Below are 18,403 nucleotides of genomic sequence, written 5' to 3'. Positions count from 1 at the left end.
ATTAGTTGTTTTTAATTATTAACGTTGAAATTAAAAAGCGAATAAACCTTATTAATACGTTTTATCCCTATTTTAGTAGGGTTTTTTTAAACGAATGATGAATTTTTCTCTGCTTACCTCGACAAATATCATTTAATTAACATCATTTATGAGATCTGTGCCAAAAAGTGCAACAAAATTTTAAATTAAGCTAGGTAGTGCTCTTGGTTTAATGCAGAATCCGCTCATCTTTTTACAACAATGTTAATGATGAAAATTACTTTATGAGCACAATAGAAAAACCACTAAGTATTGCAGAGACGTCAGTCAGTAAATGGACCTATAAGGATTTCACTTGGGTTTTATCTTTATTTGGTACTGCTGTGGGGGCAGGCGTACTTTTTTTACCAATTAAGGCTGGTGCGGGTGGTTTCTGGCCGCTAGTTATCTTGGCATTACTGGCAACTCCCATGATTTGGTTGGCTCATAAAGGGTTAGCACGTTTTGTATTATCAGCTAAAAATCCAAATGCAGATATTACCGATACTGTTGAAGAACATTTCGGTAAAGTTGGCGCAAATATTATTACGTTCGCATATTTTTTCGCGATTTACCCGATTGTCTTAATTTATGGGGTTGGTATTACCAATACGGTAGATTCTTTCCTCGTTAATCAGATTGGTTGGGCACCGATTCCACGTTGGTTATTATCTGGTGTGCTGATTTTTGCAATGACTGCTGGGGTTGTTTTCGGTAGAGATTTGATGCTGAAATTGACATCTCTAATGGTTTATCCTTTAGTCTTCATTTTATTAGCATTATCACTGTATTTGATCCCAGAATGGAATACGTCAATGTTAGATGTTGCGCCTGATTGGGCGGCATTACCAACAGTTGTTTGGATGGCCATTCCATTAATTGTATTTTCATTTAACCATAGCCCAATTATTAGCCAATTTACTAAAGACCAACGTCAACAATTTGGTGATAAAGCTATCATTAAAACGGATATGATCACCGGTGGTGCGGCTATCATGTTAACTGGTTTTGTGATGTTTTTTGTTTTCTCTGTTGTTTTATCGCTTAATCCTGCTGAATTAGAGATTGCGAAGAGAGAAAATATCAGCGTGTTATCCCATATTGCGAATATCAATCCATCACCTATTATTTCTTATTTAGGGCCTATTATTGCATTTGCTGCCATTGTTTCGAGCTATTTTGGTCATTTTCTCGGTGCGCATGAAGGCTTAGTTGGCTTAATTAAATCTCGCTCATCGTTCTCAGTGAAGAAAATTGAAATAGCCTCTATGCTATTTATTGTTCTGACAACGTGGATAGTCACTATTCGTAATCCAAGTATTTTAGGGATGATTGAAACTATGGGGGCGCCAATGATTGCGGCTATCCTATTCATCCTGCCAGTGGTTGCAATGCGTATTGTCCCTGCGATGAAAAAGTTCAGCACATCTAAGTTGGCTCAAGTATTTACATTGCTTTGTGGTTTAGCATCAATAACTTCCGTTATTTATGGTGCATTCTTGTAATCGCTTTTGTTTTTCTGTATCAACCTCATATCGCCTATTTGGCTGTGTGAGGTTTTTTTATATCTATAAGTTATGACATATAAGAAATAATCCGAGAAATAAATAGTGCTATTGGTATTCAAAGTAGCCATCTAGATGTATAACTGAGAGAAGCAGGTTAGATGAAATAATTTCAAGTGAAGATAGTTGTTTGAAAATTACGCTTAGGTAATATCGATTGGTATAACAGTCAGTAACAAATAATGGTCGCCTTATAGCTTAGTTAAATCGGCTTGTAGTGAGTAGTACCGTTTTGGTGCGCTATAACAAGGATAAAAAATGAAATTAGAAACATTATCGATTCACGCAGGCTATTCTCCAGACCCAACAACGAAATCTGTTGCAGTGCCAATTTATCAAACTACGTCCTATGCCTTTGATGATACACAGCATGGCGCTGATCTATTTGATTTGAAAGTGGCGGGGAATATATACACTCGTATTATGAATCCAACTAATGATGTATTGGAACAGCGCGTCGCTGCTTTAGAAGGTGGGATTGCGGGGCTTGCTGTTGCATCAGGAATGGCTGCGATTACTTATGCGATTCAAACAGTTGCACAAGCAGGGGATAATATTGTTTCCGTTGCTAAGTTATACGGTGGAACCTATAACTTACTCGCCCATGCGTTACCTCGTTTAGGGATTAAAACACATTTTGCTGAGCATGATGATTTAGCTGCGCTTGAAGCGCTGATTGATGATAAAACTAGAGCAGTATTTTGTGAAACAATCTCTAATCCTGCCGGTTTTATCGTTGATATTGAGGCACTAGCCGAAGTTGCTCATCGTCATGGTGTTCCTTTAATTGTTGATAATACCGTCGCAACGCCTTATTTATGTCGCCCGTTTGAATATGGTGCGGATATTGTAGTTCATTCATTAACTAAATATATTGGTGGGCACGGCTCTTCTCTTGGCGGAATGGTTGTTGATTCGGGTAAATTCCCATGGGCACAATATCCAGATAGATTTTCTCTATTAATTGAACCTGATGTTGCTTACCACGGCGTAAGTTATACCGAACATTTTGGCGCAGCGGCTTTTATTGCCCGTTGTCGCGTTGCACCGTTACGTGGAACTGGCGCTGCACTTTCACCATTCAATTCATTTTTAATTCTTCAAGGGCTTGAAACACTTGGGTTAAGAATGGATCGCCATACTGAAAATGCATTAAAAGTAGCGAATTATTTAGATAAACATTCACAAGTTGAATGGGTTAAATATGCAGGCCTCGCGAGTAACCCTGAACATGCATTGGCGCAAAAATATATGGATGGTAAACCAGCGGGTATTTTGTCATTTGGTATTAAAGGTGGACAAGAGGCTGGTGGGCGTTTCATTGATGCACTAAAATTAATTGTGCGTTTGGTTAATATAGGTGATGCCAAGTCTTTGGCTTGTCATCCAGCGTCAACTACGCATCGTCAGTTGAATGATGCCGAGTTAGCACAAGCGGGTGTTTCGCGGGATATGATTCGTTTATCGATTGGTATTGAGCATATTGATGATATTTTAGCCGATTTAGCACAAGCGTTAGATGCTGCTAAATAAAGATTAAGCTCAAAATTTAGTTGGTTTTTCATTTTAAACCATCAATTAAACAACTGCTATTAGATGATTTTTATTATCAATAGCAGTTTTTTATGGGCACTATTATATGGGGCTTAGGTGTTTAACGCTTATTTTGACTATGTATGACAACTAATATGATATTCATATGACATAGAAATGAGCATTTATATGAATTGAGTGAAAATAGCAGCAGGAGCGCTGAACTATTTTTTTTAGGTTGAGTCTGATATGTTGATTCTTATCTTCATCTTATCGAAGTAAATGTTGTTTTCATTTATTGATTGTTTATACACAGCAAGATTACTAAAAATAAATTGTTGATTTGTTTATATGGGGTTTAGTAAAGCCAACGATAATGGAAATGATTGGAAGATCATGAGCATTAATCTTGTGTTAAAGCGTCCCTAATTATTAGATATTCATAAAAAGAATGGTTGAGATGAGATGATTATGGCAAATAATAAAATTGCCTATTTAAAATGGTGTCTGTTATTTGGATTTGTACTAGTAACTTATTTTATCCCACTTAATGGCCGGTTGCTTTGGCAGCCAGACGAACTACGTTACGCAGAAATAAGTCGTGAATTGATCCGTAGTTATAATTGGAGTGTACCGGAACTGCTTGATATACGTTACTTTGAAAAACCTATTTTTGGTTATTGGGTTGGTGCCGTATTTCAAATGTTGTTTGGTGAAAATAATGTCTCAGTACGGCTAGGTGCGGTATTTAGTACATTATTAAGTGGTTTTTTTGTCTACCTCAGTGCAAAAATGGCTTGGAAAAAAGAAAATATCGCTTTTAATGCCGTTTTTATTTATCTCTCTATGTTAATGGTATTCACCATTGGCACTTATAATATCCTAGACCCCATCGTAACAGCATTTATTACGATGATTATCTTCTTTTTTCAATGGGGATTAACCACAAAGTACTTTTCTCATAAACTTATCGCCTTTATTTTTATTGGTATTGCGTGTGGCTTAGGGGTATTAACCAAAGGTTTTTTAGTTTTAGTATTACCTACATTGGTATGTTCGGTTGCGGCTATTTATTTTAAACAGTTTAAAGAAATATTTTTCTTTTCATTTGTCGCTATATTTACGGCTTTTCTAATCTGCTTACCTTGGGCTTTTGTTATCGCGAGCCGTGAGCCTGATTATTGGCATTATTTTTTCTGGGTTGAACATGTACAGCGTTTCATGTCTAACGACGCTCAAAATAAATCGCCAATCTGGTTTTACATCCCTATCTTATTAGCCGCTGTTATTCCTTGGTTAGGATACTTATTTGCTTCCATTGCTCATGCATGGCGCCAAAAAGGCATTCATCTGTATTTTCTGCTCTGGCTAGTCATACCTTTCCTCTTTTTCAGTATTACAAAAGGAAAGTTACTTACCTATATTTTACCCTGCATTGCACCTATTGCTATTTTAATGGCAGCTTATATTGATAGTGCTTTTTGGCAGAAAAAAGTGGGTACTGTGCGTCTTAATGCCTGTATCAATATCGTATTTGGCCTGATAGCCACTATTGCCATTATTGCTTCACCATATTTCCCTAAAATTAATGTTTATCAAATAGATGAAAGCAATAAGCTATGGTTAGCCGCAGGTGCATTTATATTTTGGACGCTTGTGGCTTTGGTGTCGTTTAAACCAAAGTTTTGGTATCTCGCCGCCGCGTGCACTTTGGTGCTGAGCTTGAGTGTTGGTCATGTTATTCCAAAGTATATTGAAAGTAACAATACTCCGCAAAATGTGATTGCTAAGTACCAAGACAAGCTGTCGAAAAGAGCTGTTCTGTTGACAAACAATGTGGGACTTGGGACGTCATTAGCATGGGTATTAAAACGTAGTGATATTACGATGCTTCATCAAACGGGTGAGTTAGGTTATGGATTGAAGTATCCTGATGCGGTAAATCGTTTTTATCGCTTAGATCAACTGACTAAGTTATTGGAAGACAATCATTATCGTGATGTTGCTGTCGTGGTTGATAGCTCTCAAGATACGATACTTGATGCATTACCCGGCAATCCAATTCTTATCAAAGAAGGTAAACTGGTTTTTGCTTTCTACGAAGGGCTTTAAATAGAAAACCGCATAATAAATTATTATGCGGTTTCTAACCTAACTACATCGACGTAGTTAGACTAGCGAACTATTTTTTGTATGCTATTTTCATTTCTGTCTGCAAGTTGTTTATTCTTTGTTGGCGCAGCAGGACCATGATAAATAAATAGCATTGCCATACTATTACTCATCTCATTGACGTCGATTTCATTGATGATGCGGTTATCCCTTTGATGACTTGTTAAAGAACTTCTCATTAAGATATCTCCTCAGTGTGTTTAATCAGACGATTGGCTTCTGCAAGCTCATAACGCCTTGGTGTCAGTGCGGTTGTACTGTGATTACGGGCAAGTAGTGAATAAATGGTTGGTAAAACAAATAGCGTGAACAAAGTACCCACTAACATCCCGGTTACAATAACGAGGCCTAATCCAAAGCGGCTATTGGCTCCGGCACCAGTTGCAAACAGTAAAGGCACTAAACCGATAACCATTGCCGCAGTGGTCATTAAGATAGGGCGTAACCTAATTTGTGCTGCTTTTAAGATAGCTTGGCGTCGGTCTAACCCTTCATGGGCTTGTAATTCATTGGCAAATTCCACCATCAAAATGCCGTGTTTACTAATAAGTCCTATTAGAGTGACCAATCCTATTTGAGTATAAATATTCAAGGTGGCATAACCCAAAGCGAGTGGGATCAAGGCGCCACAAATGGACAGTGGGACGGTAATCAAAATAATCAGTGGGTCGACTAAGCTTTCATATTGTGCTGCTAAAACTAAATAAATGATAAGAAGCGCCGCCATAAAGGCAAAGGCGAGGGTGTTTCCTTCTTGTTTATATTGGCGCGAATCGGATTGCCAGTCGTGGCTAAATCCTGCGGGTAATTCATTTGCGATAGTATCAAGGTAGCTAACAGCTTCCCCTAGAGTAACGCCTGGTGCAGGAATTGCTTGGAAAATGGCTGCGTTTTGTTGATTAAACTGAGTAAGTTTATTGGGTTCAACTTGTGTATTGATATCCACAACCGTTGAAAGCGGGATCATGGTGTCATTTTGAGCTTTTACATAGTGGCGTGATAGTGCTTCCGGTGTTAGGCGTTGGCTGCGAATACTCTGTGGAATAACATCATAAGAACGGCCATCCATACCAAAGCGGTTAATATAGTTTTCACCAACTAATAAGTTGAGTGATTCATCAATATTTTGCATGCTAATGCCTAGGCTATTTGCTTTGGCTCGATTAATACGGATCTCAACTACTGGATTGTTGTAGTCAAGGTCACTATCGACCACCATAAATAGGCCACTTTTCCGAGCTTGTTGTTTAATCTCCTCCATTGTCTTATATAACACTGGATAGTCTTGCGGGCTCCTTAATACCATTTGAATCGGTAATCCCCCTGTGGAGCCAGGTAAGGCCGGTAATTGAAAGACAAAAATACTGCTTCCTTCAACATCCCCTACCATACCCTGTAAATCGGACTGAATTGCGGATGCTGGGCGTTCACGCTTTTCCCATGACGACAAATTTGTGCCCCCAAAACTTGACGATGGGCCATCGGTACCATTAATGATCCAAGTGCTTTCGGTCTCGGGTAATTGGATGAAAACATCATGTAATTTGTGAGAGAAGCGTTCAACATATTCAAGATTGGCATGTTGCGGTGATTTAATTGCAGTGAGTACACTGGATTGGTCTTCAACGGGCGCAAGTTCGCGAGGGGCTGATTGATAAAGTAATGGCAAACTGATTACGACAGCAATCGCCAGAATACCCGTTATCCAACGATTATTGAGGGAAAAATTAAGTACAACAGTGTAATAGCGAGCAAGCGTAGCAAAGAATTTTTCTGCTATTCGTGCCATTCGGCCTTCATTTTGCTGTGAATTCAACATAAATGAGCTCATGACGGGGGAAAGCGTTAATGCCACGATACCGGAAACGATGACGGCACCGGCTAAAGTCAGTGCAAACTCTTTAAATAAAGCGCCTGTTAAACCCGACATCAAGCCAATGGGCGCATAGACCGCCGCTAATGTAATTGTCATGGCAATTACCGGCCCTGAGACCTCTCGGGCACCTATCAATGCCGCAAGTACAGGTGATTTCCCTTCTTCAATATGGCGATGTACATTTTCGACCACTACAATAGCGTCATCCACAACTAGCCCAATGGCTAGAACCATCGCAAGTAGCGTTAACAAATTGATACTAAAGCCGAAAGCCATCATTAGAGCTGCGGCACCGAGCATGGACAAGGGAATTGCTAAAATAGGAATAATGACACTGCGAATTGAACCCAGACATAGATAAATGACTACAATAACAATAAGTAATGCTTCAATTAAGGTATTGACCACTTGGCTTATGGAGGCCTTGATAAAGCGAGATGTTTCGAATGCCATCTCAATTTTCACTTCGGGTGGTAATGTTTTGATGATATCAGGCATTAATTTATTCATACCATCAACAATGACAAGGGGGTTTCCTGTTGGGGTGGCAAATAATCCTAAGTAAATCGCGGGTTCACCATTCATCAAACCACTGGTTTCGGTTGAAGATGCACCGAGTTCAATCGTGCCAACATCTTTTAAACGTACCAGACCATTGCCATCATTGCGTATGACGAGATCGCGAAATTCGTTAACGTTAGTTAAATCCGTATTAACGTAAACGTTAGAAAGCACGTATTCGCCTTTTACTTTACCGGGAGCGGCTTGGTAGTTGTTTTTGCGTACCGCCTCAGCAACATCAGCGGCAGAAAGTCCTCGGCCAGCAAGTTTATCGGCATCTAACCACAAACGCATTGCGAGTTGTTGCCCACCAAAAACTTGTACTTTAGCAACGCCTTCAATAGAGGAATACATTGGCTCGACGACGCGAGAAATGTAATCTGTTAAGGCTGGAATGGATAAATTGGTACTGGAAAAACCAATGTAGGCCACAGCAGTTGATTCTCCTGAGGAGAGTTCAATTACAGGGTCATAGGCTTCTTTTGGTAATTTATAACGGACCTGGTTCACTTTCGCCATGACTTGAGTAAGCGCTTGTGTTGAATCACGGTTTAGCGCCATACGTACAGTAACAAGGCTGCTTCCTTGTACTGATGAAGAAGATAAATAATCAATGCCTTCAACAGAAGAGACCGCTTGAGCAATAGGTTGAGTGACAAATCCCTGCATAAGTTTTGCTGAAGCACCAGGATATTGAGTTGTAATGGTAACAGTGGCACTTTCTAACTGTGGATATTGGCGAATAGGTAATTTACTTAATGCAAATAACCCGAGTAAAACAATTAATGCACTGACCACGAGTGCTAAAACAGGTCGACGAACAAAAATATCAGTAAATTTCATAGCGTCTTCCTTATGAACCTTGAGCCGTATCTATCATCGGTTGAGATAATGTATCTTGCGCTATAGGCGTGATTGGCGAACCATCATTTAGACGTAATTGCCCTGAAGTGACGACTTGATCATTTGCTTTTAAACCTTGTTCTATCTCGATTTTTCCATTCCAGCGTTGACCGGTTTTGACTGAAATTCGTTTTGCAGTCATGGCATTACCACTCCCCTTTGTAATAAAAACAGTGTCACCGTAAGCGGTATACGTTACTGCTGTTTCAGGGATCGTCAGCACTTCATTACTCACTTGGCGAACAACATTAACATTGGCATACATGCCAGATTTTAATGTGCCATCGCTATTATTTAATGTGGCTTGTAGGGCGATAGTCCGTGATTTGCCAATGAGTGGGTCAATAGCGGTAATGCGAGCGGGAAAGACTTTTCCGGGGTAAGCATCGACAGAAATATCAACAAGTTGTCCTTGGTGTAGTTCAGGTGAAGCTTGTTCGTCTAATGAAAAATTGAGCTTTAATGTTTGAGTATCAACGAGGCTAGCAATGGCTTCCCCAGGGCTTAAATATTGTCCATCATGCACTTGACGAATACCAATGACGCCATCAAAAGGGGCGTGAATAGCTTTTTGGGCGATCAAGGCATGGGTTTGTAAAATAAGTCCTTGGGCGATATCTCGTTCTGCTCGGGTACTATCAACTTGAGCCTCTGCTACTAAGTGCTGAGTTGCTAGTGAGCGTGTTCTATCATACAAGCGTGTTGCATTGCGCATTTGTGCTTGATAGCGAGTCAAATCAGCTTGTTCGACGGCATCATTGAGTTGAACTAAAAGTTGGCCTTTTTTAACTTGCTGACCAGATTCAAAATAGATTTTAGTAATACGACCTTGAGTTTCCGCGGCAACAAAAACTTGGTTGCCAGCTTCTAATTCGCCTACGCCATAAAATGTACGAGGGGCACTCGCTAAAGTGACGGGTGCTAAGGCTACTTTGACAGAAGGATATTGATAAGCGGTTTGTTTATTTTCATCATGTTGTGCATAAGTCGAATAGATGGCTGCGCCACTACCTATTGTGAGTAATATTACACAGAAGGTTATTATTGTTTTTTTATTCATATTTTTTTTAGTCATTCTAGTTTCCTACTACTTTTACGCAGTTTGCGTGAAATACAGACGCCGAAAATGTTCAGTAATAGCCACCACTATTAACTCACCCATAAGTGCACATGTTCGATTGCCCAAAATATTGTGATTTTGGCTAAGCTGGTTGAAGCAAATAAAACTAAGATCAACACCTGAGTAATAATCCACACTTGTTGCTCTCTAAAATTTTGTTGATTATCGATGACATAGTGCCTCCCCCTTAAAAATAACTTTAATTGACAAGTGCAGAGTGGGGCACTATAAAACCTTAAGTTAAGTTGAGGTCAAGCAAAGGTGTATGAAAATGGAAAACAAAGACACAAAAACGATAAAAATAAGGGAAGTCAAAGAAGAACCCATTGATTTTAGTAGGGCTTTAACGGTAGGTGAGGTTGCGAGTCGTTCTGGAGTGGCGGTATCCACGGTGCATTTTTATGAGTCAAAAGGATTGATTCAAAGTACCCGAACACAAGGAAATCAGCGACGTTTTCCACCCATTGTGCTGCGTTATATCGCTATTATTAAAGTCGCTCAAAGTACAGGTATCCCTTTGAAGGAGATTCAAGATGCGCTGGGACGTTTTCCGGCTAACAGTAAGCTAACTTCTGAGCAATGGAAAGAGATGTCAACGCAATGGAAAACATCTTTAGATCGACGAATCAAACAGTTAACTCGTTTACGTAATGAGTTAGATCACTGTATTGGCTGTGGCTGTCTCTCACTCAGCGATTGTCCATTGCGCAACCCTGAGGATTTTTTAGGAAGTCGAGGCCCAGGAGCACAAATTTTAGAACGTCCATAAAGCGATTATGGCGCAATATTTTATCCCTTTTTCTTTTCATAGTGGTAACTCACACTTTTCATTTTTTGGATAGCCACTGCTTAATGTGGCTATTTGTCTAATTATATCATCACTTTATTTCTCAAATTGCCGCGCTGATTGGATAATCTTTGCGTATAGCGGCTACCGATTTTTCCTTTTTTTGCGCAATGATAAGTCATGTTAATTATTTGTGAGTGCATTGTTTCGAATGAGCAAGAAGAGGGCACAAAAATGAAAGGTTTGCAGGGGAAAGTTGCAATTGTCACCGGAGGCGCAACTAAGATTGGCGCAACAGTGGCGAAAATATTGAGCTCTTATGGTGTTAAAGTCACCATTTTTGATATCGATAGAATTAATGGCGAAAAAGTCGCTCAGTCTGAGCCTAGTATCGATTTTTTAGCGGTTGATATTACTGATGATCAACAGCTTAAACAAGGTATTGATAGAGTTGCGCAAAAATATGGTCAACTCGATTTTTTAGTTAATCTGGCTGCCACTTATCTTGATGAAGGCCAGTCATCCACAAGGCAGGATTGGCTCACTGCTTTGAATATTAACGTTGTTAGTGCTGTCATGGCGGCACAATTTGCTAAAGCGCATTTTGTAAAAGCAGGCAAAGGCGCGATTGTTAATTTTACCAGTATTTCATCTTCTGTCGCCCAGACAGGCCGTTGGCTTTATCCCGCATCAAAATCAACCTTACTTGAAGTGACACGCAGCCAAGCGATGGATTATGCCGCCGAGGGAATACGAGTGAATTCGGTATCTCCCGGTTGGACATGGTCTCGAGTGATGGATGAAATTACGGGTGGCGATCGTCAAAAAACAGACCGCGTTGCGGCTGATTATCACCTATTAAAACGTGTTGGCGACCCTGAAGAAATTGCTCAGGTGGTGGCTTTCCTACTTTCTGATCTGGCAAGTTTTGTTACTGGCGCAGATTACGCTGTCGATGGCGGTTACTCCGCTATGGGGCCTGAACAGGCTAAACCCGCAATTCCCCGTCTTGCTGAATAAGACATCATCATTTTAATTTCATTGAGGAATAAACTATGCGTCGTATTGCAATCGTAGGTGGTGGTCAAGCGGGTATGCCATTGGCTTTAGGCCTCTTGAACAAAGGTTATGAAGTCACCGTCGCCACTAACCGTACACCGGATGATGTCAAAAATGGTCGCGTGATGTCTAGCCAATGTATGTTTGATATTTCACTGCAATTTGAGCGTGACCTTGGAATTAACTTTTGGGAAGACGAATGCCCACCCGTTGAAGGTATTGGCTTTACCGTTCCCCACCCAGAAAAACCGGGTGAAAAAGCGATCACATGGCGTTCTCGCTTAGATAACTATGCACAGGCAGTTGATCAACGAATCAAAATGCCTTACTGGATGGAGCTATTTGCCGCTCGTGGCGGTAATTTGCGCATCGAAGATGTGGGTGTTGCTGAGCTTGAGCGTTTAGCTGAAACTCATGATTTAGTGATACTGGCAGGTGGTAAAGGCGAGATAGTCAAACTTCTCGAGCGTGATGCATCTCGCTCACCCTATGATAAGCCACAGCGCGCATTAGCGCTGACTTATGTTCATGGCATGTTACCAACGCCAGAATATTCACAAGTCTCCTTTAATTTGATCCCCGGTATTGGCGAATATTTTGTGTTTCCCTCACTTACTAATAGTGGCGATTGTCACATCATGGTATTTGAAGGCGTTCCGGGGGGGCCGATGGATCAATGGAATGAAGCGCGTACTCCACAAGAACATTTGGCTTATAGCAAAAAGATCCTCAACACATATTTACCTTGGGAAGCGGATCGTTGCCGCAATATCGAGTTGACCGATGATAACGGTATTCTGGCGGGTCGTTTTGCACCAACGGTACGTAAACCTGTTCTGACATTGCCATCGGGCAAGGTAGTGTTCGGATTAGGGGATGCATTAGTGACCAATGATCCACTCACAGGACAAGGTTCTAACAATGCCACCAAAGCGTGCAAAGTCTATTATGACGCGATTTTAGCGCATGGAGACAAGGCTTATACCGCGGAGTGGATGACTGAAACATTCGAGCAATTCTGGAAATACGGCCGCAATGTTGTGGAATGGACTAATTCGTTATTAGCCCCGCCAGAGCCTCATATTTTGCACTTATTAGGTGCGGCGCAACAATTGCCATCACTCGCCCATACTATCGCGAATGCTTTTAACTATCCGCCAGTATTATTCCCATGGTGGAAAGATGGGCAAGCCTGCGAAGCCTATATTCAATCTCAAATGATGGAAGAAGCCCGCGCTTAACGGGAAGGAATCAGTATGTCTATGATTGCAGAGGATACGCTAATGTGTGACAGCCAATGGGGTCATACCGAATTTGAATCAAAAACGTTGCGCAATTTACTTGGTTGCTACCCGACAGGGGTGGCAATCGTCACGACGCGTACTGCGGATGGTCGTGATGTTGGGTTGACCATTAACTCATTTGCATCCCTTTCACTCGATCCTCCGCTAGTGTTATGGAGTTTAGTTAACCATTCGCCGAACTTAGCAGCATTTCGTGATTGCCAGCATTTCACTATTAATATTTTGGGTAAGGATCACCAAGAGCTAGCCATGCGTTTTGCGAATCCTCGTATTGAAAATAAATTTGAGAATGTTGCCATTCATATTACGCCAGAAGGTTTACCTGCATTACATGGGGCTATCGTCACTTTAGTTTGTGAAAATCACAAACAGGATCACATTGGTGACCATCTATTAATGGTTGGACATGTTCGCCGTATCGGCAGTGAAACGGGTAAACCTTTAGTTTTTCATAGCGGTGCTTTTACTGCTTTACATGACGCGCTCTAGGCGCAGGAGACACTATGGATCAGCAATTATTAATGTCATTTGCCACGCAATTACAACAAGGCAATATTCAGGTTATCGACCTGACACAGACGCTATCACCGTCTTTTCCTGCGCTGCAACTGCCGGAGCAATTCGGACAGGTATGGTCATTTAGTATGGAGCAAATCTCCCGCTATGATGACAATGGCCCTGCATGGTATTGGAATAATTTTAGTTGTGGTGAACATACTGGCACCCACTTTGACGCCCCGATTCATTGGATAAGTGGTAAAGATCAAGCCAATAACACCGTTGATACCATCCCTGTGCACCACTTTGTTGCCCCAGCTGTGGTTGTTGATGCGAGTAAAGAAGTGGCACAAAATTCGGATTGGGTACTGACTGTCGATTTCTTACAACAGTGGGAAGTTAAACACGGAAAAATTCCATCAAATGCTTGGGTTTTGTTTAGAACTGATTGGTCGAAAAAATCAGATAATCCAGAAGCGTATGTCAATATGCGTGAAGACGGCGCTCATACGCCGGGGCCTTCTCAAGAGGCGGTCGAGTGGCTTATTCATCAGCGTGATGTAAAAGGTTTTGGTGTTGAAACTATCAATACCGACGCAGGGCAATCCTACGCTTGGCCTGTGCCTTATCCATGCCACACTTTAATGCATGGCAATAACAAATATGGCCTGCAATGTTTGAAAAATCTCGATCAACTGCCTGCAACAGGAGTGGTAATTGTGGCTGCGCCTTTGAAAATTGAAGGCGGTTCTGGTAGTCCTTTACGTGTACTCGCACTTGTGGGGTGAGTTATGGCAACATTCTCCGATCCACAAGTCATTGTTGTTGGCAGTGGAATGAACTCATTAATGTGTGCCGCTTTATTGGCAGTACGCGGAAAATCGGTTTTAGTGCTTGAGCGAAATGAAAGCTTAGGTGGCTGTATTCGTACAGAAAATTTATTTGAAGGCTATACCCATGACCTGCTTTCTTGCTGGTATTCCTTATTTGTGGGCAGTCCTGGTTATCAAGAGCTCGAACCCTATTTAAAAAAACAGGGTTTGGAATTTGCGCAATGTGATTATTCAACCGGATTGGTTCAACCGGATGGTAAATCAATTGCTTTAAAACGTGATATTGCTGAAGCGGCTAAGCAACTCGATAGTATTGCTCCTGGTGATGGTTTGGTCTTTCGTCGGATGGCCGATAAATTATTTACAGAAGATGCGGCGCTAACTTTTGGTTTGTTAGGACAGAATCCGTATAGCGGTGGCATGTTAAAGCTATTGTTTTCCGAGTGGCGTAAACGTGGCGTTGATGGGTTGCTTGATTTCGCTAAGTCGGGTGTTGAAAGTTTTCGTCGTTGGTCTGAACGTGAATTACAGCATGATTTTAGTCGCGCGCTGATGGCTCCATGGGTGTTGCACACTGGACTCGGGCCTGATGAAGCTAGTTCAGCGTTGATTGGTAAGCTTACTTTTGCCGCGGTTGTTGCAGGTGGAATGCCGGTTGTTAAAGGGGGAAGTTTCCGTATTGTCGAGGCTTTTGCCAAAGTCATTGAAGAGCACGGCGGTCAATTACAAACGGGAATGCATGTTGAGAAAATTATCACTCAAGGCAGTGGAAAAAATAGTCGAGCGACGGGTGTCATTGCAAATGGTGAAGTGTTCAATGCCACTGAAAGTGTGGTGTGCAATGTGACGCCGACTCAGTTGTATGGCTCATTGCTTGATGATGTTTCTCCCCAAGTGATGCAAAGCGCAAAAGGTTACCGTTATGGGCGAGCAGGTATGCAAATCCATTTTGCATTGAGTGCGCCGCCACCATGGTGTAACCCTGAATTGCGCAATGTGCCTTTAGTGCATTTTACGGAAAGCATGGAACAAGTTTGCCTATCGGTAACACAAGCGAATAATGGTTATTTACCTGACAGGCCGACTTTTGGTATTGGCCAGCCAACCGCATTAGATCCAAGTAGAGCCCCTGATGGTGGGTGGATCTTATGGATCCAGATGCAAGAATTACCTCGTCAATTAAAAGGTGATGCGGCAGGGGAAATTACAGTTCCAGCGGATGGTCGTTGGAATGAAACTGTCCGTGAAGCAGTCGCGGATAGAATCCAGCAACGTTTAGAGTTGGTCATGCCTGGTTTTACTTCCTTAATTGTTGGACGAAAAGTAATTTCTCCAGCAGATTTAGAGAATTACAACTGTAATCTGGTTGGTGGCGATCCTTATTCAGGAACCTGCTCACCTGATCAATTTTTCTGGTTACGTCCTTTTGCTGCATCAGGGCAAACAAAAACACATCAAACCGCAGTGAAAAATCTATTTCATATTGGAGCCTCAACTCATCCAGGTCCCGGTCTTGGTGGCGGCTCAGGATATTTAGTTGCTCAGAAATTAGCTGTAAAACGTAGAACATAATCAAATAAGCAATGGAAATGCACAATAACAAGCAAAGCACACACAGTAAGACAACCCACTATGGCAGGAAAAATGATGAATAAGAAAACAATCAGCAAGCTGGTAGCAGGTTCGTGTCTCGGCGCACTTTCATTGGGTGCTGTTGCAACCGAAGGGGGAGGATTAGGGATCTATCCTGACGGATTAGAGAATTTTATGTCAGGTGCGCTGCCACCGCCAGGAGTTCATGTATTGATGTACGGCGGTAATGCGCACTATGACAGTGTGCGAGATAACAAAGGCGATAAAATACCCGTTCCGGGTTTTAGTGTGAATGTGAATGTTTTAGCGCCGCGTTTAATTTGGGTTACTGATCAAAAGATACTGGGTGGCGATCTGGCTTTTCATACTATCGTCCCATTGTTAGATGTGACCGCAAAAGCGGCAGGGAAAAAAGATACCAGTCGAGGCTTGGGGGATGTTACTTTTGGTCCTGCATTGGGTTTTCATCCATCCGCTGATTTACATTATGTGGTTGGCTTAGATGCTTATGCGCCAACAGGAAAATACAGTAAAACAGATCCATCAAGCTTAGGTAAGAATTACTGGGCGCTACAGCCAGTTTGGGCAATTAGCTATATTCCACCCGTTGGAATCAATGCCGATTTAAAAATGATGTATGACTTTAATTTCAAAAACAATGATACGAAAACCCGCTCAGGGCAGGCCTTTCATACCGATTATGCATTAGGTTGGGGATTTGGTAATGGTTGGGTGGCGGGTATTGGTGGCTATACCTTCTGGCAAACAACGGATGATAGCGGTGACAATTCAGCTCAAGGTAAGGCTCGAGCCTATGCGATTGGACCATCAATTCGCTATGCGAATCCACAAGGCTGGTTGTTTACGGCTAAGTGGGAGAAAGATTTTGGTGTAAGAAATCGTCCAGAAGGTTCACAAATTTATCTAAAGGCTTCAATTCCATTCTAATTATTTTCAGTTATTAATGAGAAAGCACCGCCCTGTAAATGATCATGGTGCGGTGCTTTCTGGTGAAGAGTTTCTCTGATTAATAATAATTTAATGATTTGTTAATTAGCTTATGGATATTTTGTATTAATAATAATTAGCTATTTGGATTAATTAGGCTTTTTTCATACTTTGGCTTGGTGTTTCGCCATAACGATGTTTATATTCGGCGCTAAATCTGCCCATATGTGCAAAGCCCCAGCGCAATGCGACACCAGTGACATTTGTGGCTTCCCCAGATAACAATTCAGCGCGTACTCGCTCCATTCGTAAATCACGTAAATATTGCATCGGACTGATATCTAAAAACTCTTTAAATCCAGCATATAAGCTACGTAAACTGACCCCTGCAATATGTGCAAGTTGCTCAACCGTAATAGGTTCATGGGCATGAGCTTCTAAATATTCTTGGACACGGCGAACATGGCGAGGGCGAATTGTCGCTCTTCTTAAGCCCGAGTCTTCGGCGTAATTATGAATATGAGTAGATAATAATGTGACTGAAACTAGTTGTTCTACTTGAGTAGCGATCAATTTGTGTTGGAGTAGATCGGGCGTTTTTGTCGCGCATTCAATCAAATAATTCATTAGTGTGCGCCACGCAATGCAAGACTGCCAAGCAAACCCTAGTTCAAAAACTAAAGGCTTATCTAAGGTATGACCGAGTTGTCCAACCAAAGAACGTTCTAGTAGTGACCGTGAAATGCGCAGCATGAATTGGTCGTTATCGCTATTCCAACGCATTGCTGTGGATTCTTCAGGACTGAGTATTGACGCCATTTGTGGATTGGATTCTAGATGTTTTCCCCCACTTTCAATAATAGCACTTCCTGAGAGGGGCATTTGTACGAGAAAAAAATCTTGAAGTTGGCCCGGGACAATACAAACATCAGCGCCATATCTTAAACGGCTAAGGGAAATATCGCCCATTGGAATATAGTGCATACGCGCATCAAGGCGTTGATGTGGATTAAGTAAATGAAACTGATGGGGCTTCATGACTCGGCCTACCATCGATTTTATTTCTTCAGGGTCAGCAGAGGTAAAGAGTAACCGTTCTGAAGAACAGAGTTGGTTTTCTATGGGTGTTGTGTTGCTCAGCATCGGAGATACCTCCAGTTTAATGCTCTTCATACTTAAAGCTGTAGGGGTGTTGGCATCATAAAGCAACCCGAATCACATACTTATGTATGCTCATCGGGATAGCTTTTCTTGCCGCCTACCTACAACTTGAATTATTTAGAGCATATATCTGATGTTTATATGTATTATTATTTTAATAAAATCAAGGTGTTGTTTTTATTTTTTAGTCTATTGATTATCGATGATGCGAATTAGTTTATGTCTACAATTTTATGTTTGGTTTGAGTGAGTTGTTAATTTTAACCTAGTCCCATTATTTAACATTTCATTAAACTATTTGTAACTAATTGTGATTTGAACATAACATAAACAATTTGCCTTACCTAGCCGAATATGTGCAAAAACTATCCAGAAAATGCAAAAATACAGAAAGAGTATGGTTATTGTGATGTCACTAACAATATAAAAAATAAAGTTATTTTTTTGAAAAATAGCAAAATATCCATGATTT

General features: G+C 41.2%; 14 protein-coding genes. 10 read left to right on the top strand and 4 right to left on the bottom strand.

Going from position 1 to position 18,403, the window contains the following annotated elements; all coding sequences use genetic code 11:
- The first annotated feature begins 263 nt into the window (after window positions 1–263).
- The 3 genes from DD649_RS17135 to arnT all read left to right on the top strand — a co-directional run bounded on the left by DD649_RS17135 (window position 264) and on the right by arnT (window position 5,228).
- Complete coding sequence (locus DD649_RS17135; RefSeq protein ID WP_294109803.1) at window positions 264–1,523, top strand: aromatic amino acid transport family protein; 1,260 nt, start codon at window positions 264–266, stop codon at window positions 1,521–1,523.
- Between the two features lie 318 nt (window positions 1,524–1,841).
- Complete coding sequence (locus tag DD649_RS17130; RefSeq protein ID WP_294109801.1) at window positions 1,842–3,116, top strand: bifunctional O-acetylhomoserine aminocarboxypropyltransferase/cysteine synthase; 1,275 nt, start codon at window positions 1,842–1,844, stop codon at window positions 3,114–3,116.
- Window positions 3,117–3,581: 465 nt separating this feature from the next.
- Window positions 3,582–5,228 (top strand): lipid IV(A) 4-amino-4-deoxy-L-arabinosyltransferase, encoded by a 1,647-nt coding sequence (gene arnT, locus DD649_RS17125; RefSeq protein WP_336430994.1) that lies wholly within the window; start codon window positions 3,582–3,584, stop codon window positions 5,226–5,228.
- A gap of 62 nt (window positions 5,229–5,290) precedes the next feature.
- Here arnT and DD649_RS17120 read toward each other — a convergent pair whose 3' ends face one another.
- Genes DD649_RS17120 through DD649_RS17110 form a run of 3 tightly spaced genes read right to left on the bottom strand, consistent with a single transcriptional unit; the run spans window position 5,291 to window position 9,688 of the window.
- A complete protein-coding gene (locus tag DD649_RS17120) occupies window positions 5,291–5,467 on the bottom strand; it encodes a hypothetical protein (protein ID WP_294109797.1) in 177 nt (58 codons plus the stop codon).
- Window positions 5,467–8,568 carry a MexW/MexI family multidrug efflux RND transporter permease subunit gene (locus DD649_RS17115; protein ID WP_294109795.1) on the bottom strand — a complete coding sequence of 1,034 codons (3,102 nt, stop codon included), beginning with the start codon at window positions 8,566–8,568 and terminating at the stop codon, window positions 5,467–5,469. The genes DD649_RS17120 and DD649_RS17115 overlap by 1 nt, the downstream gene beginning before the upstream one ends.
- A gap of 10 nt (window positions 8,569–8,578) precedes the next feature.
- Entirely contained in the window at window positions 8,579–9,688 is a 1,110-nt protein-coding gene (locus DD649_RS17110; protein ID WP_294109851.1) for an efflux RND transporter periplasmic adaptor subunit, read from the bottom strand.
- A gap of 331 nt (window positions 9,689–10,019) precedes the next feature.
- On the opposite strand from DD649_RS17110, the gene soxR reads away from it, so the two are divergent.
- The 7 genes from soxR (at window position 10,020) to DD649_RS17080 (ending at window position 16,770) form a co-directional block, all read left to right on the top strand.
- Window positions 10,020–10,517, top strand: coding sequence for a redox-sensitive transcriptional activator SoxR (soxR, locus tag DD649_RS17105; RefSeq protein WP_294109793.1), 498 nt, complete (start codon window positions 10,020–10,022; stop codon window positions 10,515–10,517).
- A 198-nt stretch (window positions 10,518–10,715) separates the two neighbouring features.
- Window positions 10,716–11,555, top strand: a complete 840-nt coding sequence (locus tag DD649_RS17100; protein WP_294109791.1) for an SDR family oxidoreductase — start codon at window positions 10,716–10,718, stop codon at window positions 11,553–11,555.
- 35 nt (window positions 11,556–11,590) lie between these two features.
- Window positions 11,591–12,835 carry a styrene monooxygenase/indole monooxygenase family protein gene (locus DD649_RS17095; protein ID WP_294109789.1) on the top strand — a complete coding sequence of 415 codons (1,245 nt, stop codon included), beginning with the start codon at window positions 11,591–11,593 and terminating at the stop codon, window positions 12,833–12,835.
- Between the two features lie 15 nt (window positions 12,836–12,850).
- Complete coding sequence (locus DD649_RS17090) at window positions 12,851–13,387, top strand: flavin reductase family protein (protein WP_294109787.1); 537 nt, start codon at window positions 12,851–12,853, stop codon at window positions 13,385–13,387.
- 14 nt (window positions 13,388–13,401) lie between these two features.
- Window positions 13,402–14,184: a cyclase family protein gene (locus DD649_RS20160; protein WP_336430993.1), complete on the top strand. Its 783-nt coding sequence runs from the start codon at window positions 13,402–13,404 to the stop codon at window positions 14,182–14,184.
- A gap of 3 nt (window positions 14,185–14,187) precedes the next feature.
- Window positions 14,188–15,801: an NAD(P)/FAD-dependent oxidoreductase gene (locus tag DD649_RS17085; RefSeq protein WP_336430992.1), complete on the top strand. Its 1,614-nt coding sequence runs from the start codon at window positions 14,188–14,190 to the stop codon at window positions 15,799–15,801.
- Between the two features lie 75 nt (window positions 15,802–15,876).
- Window positions 15,877–16,770 carry a transporter gene (locus DD649_RS17080; RefSeq protein WP_294109782.1) on the top strand — a complete coding sequence of 298 codons (894 nt, stop codon included), beginning with the start codon at window positions 15,877–15,879 and terminating at the stop codon, window positions 16,768–16,770.
- A 153-nt stretch (window positions 16,771–16,923) separates the two neighbouring features.
- Here the strand turns inward: DD649_RS17080 and DD649_RS17075 are convergent, their stop codons facing one another.
- Window positions 16,924–17,913, bottom strand: coding sequence for an AraC family transcriptional regulator (locus DD649_RS17075; RefSeq protein ID WP_294109780.1), 990 nt, complete (start codon window positions 17,911–17,913; stop codon window positions 16,924–16,926).
- Between the last annotated feature and the right edge of the window lie 490 nt (window positions 17,914–18,403).

The sequence above is a fragment of the Providencia sp. genome (assembly GCF_003533305.1).
In the GTDB taxonomy this organism is placed as follows: domain Bacteria; phylum Pseudomonadota; class Gammaproteobacteria; order Enterobacterales; family Enterobacteriaceae; genus Providencia.
The sequence above is the reverse complement of the archived record's forward strand: the minus strand, read 5'-3'. Positions and strand labels throughout refer to the sequence as shown.

Bases quoted from the DNA above. Each gene is read 5' to 3' on its own strand.
- DD649_RS17080 (WP_294109782.1), top strand. From the start codon at position 15,877: ATGAATAAGAAAACAATCAGCAAGCTGGTAGCAGGTTCGTGTCTCGGC.
- soxR (WP_294109793.1), top strand. From the start codon at position 10,020: ATGGAAAACAAAGACACAAAAACGATAAAAATAAGGGAAGTCAAAGAA.
- DD649_RS17075 (WP_294109780.1), bottom strand. From the start codon at position 17,913: ATGCTGAGCAACACAACACCCATAGAAAACCAACTCTGTTCTTCAGAA.
- DD649_RS17095 (WP_294109789.1), top strand. From the start codon at position 11,591: ATGCGTCGTATTGCAATCGTAGGTGGTGGTCAAGCGGGTATGCCATTG.
- DD649_RS17100 (WP_294109791.1), top strand. From the start codon at position 10,716: ATGTTAATTATTTGTGAGTGCATTGTTTCGAATGAGCAAGAAGAGGGC.
- arnT (WP_336430994.1), top strand. From the start codon at position 3,582: ATGATTATGGCAAATAATAAAATTGCCTATTTAAAATGGTGTCTGTTA.
- DD649_RS17115 (WP_294109795.1), bottom strand. From the start codon at position 8,568: ATGAAATTTACTGATATTTTTGTTCGTCGACCTGTTTTAGCACTCGTG.
- DD649_RS17130 (WP_294109801.1), top strand. From the start codon at position 1,842: ATGAAATTAGAAACATTATCGATTCACGCAGGCTATTCTCCAGACCCA.
- DD649_RS17085 (WP_336430992.1), top strand. From the start codon at position 14,188: ATGGCAACATTCTCCGATCCACAAGTCATTGTTGTTGGCAGTGGAATG.
- DD649_RS17120 (WP_294109797.1), bottom strand. From the start codon at position 5,467: ATGAGAAGTTCTTTAACAAGTCATCAAAGGGATAACCGCATCATCAAT.
- DD649_RS20160 (WP_336430993.1), top strand. From the start codon at position 13,402: ATGGATCAGCAATTATTAATGTCATTTGCCACGCAATTACAACAAGGC.
- DD649_RS17135 (WP_294109803.1), top strand. From the start codon at position 264: ATGAGCACAATAGAAAAACCACTAAGTATTGCAGAGACGTCAGTCAGT.
- DD649_RS17110 (WP_294109851.1), bottom strand. From the start codon at position 9,688: ATGAATAAAAAAACAATAATAACCTTCTGTGTAATATTACTCACAATA.
- DD649_RS17090 (WP_294109787.1), top strand. From the start codon at position 12,851: ATGTCTATGATTGCAGAGGATACGCTAATGTGTGACAGCCAATGGGGT.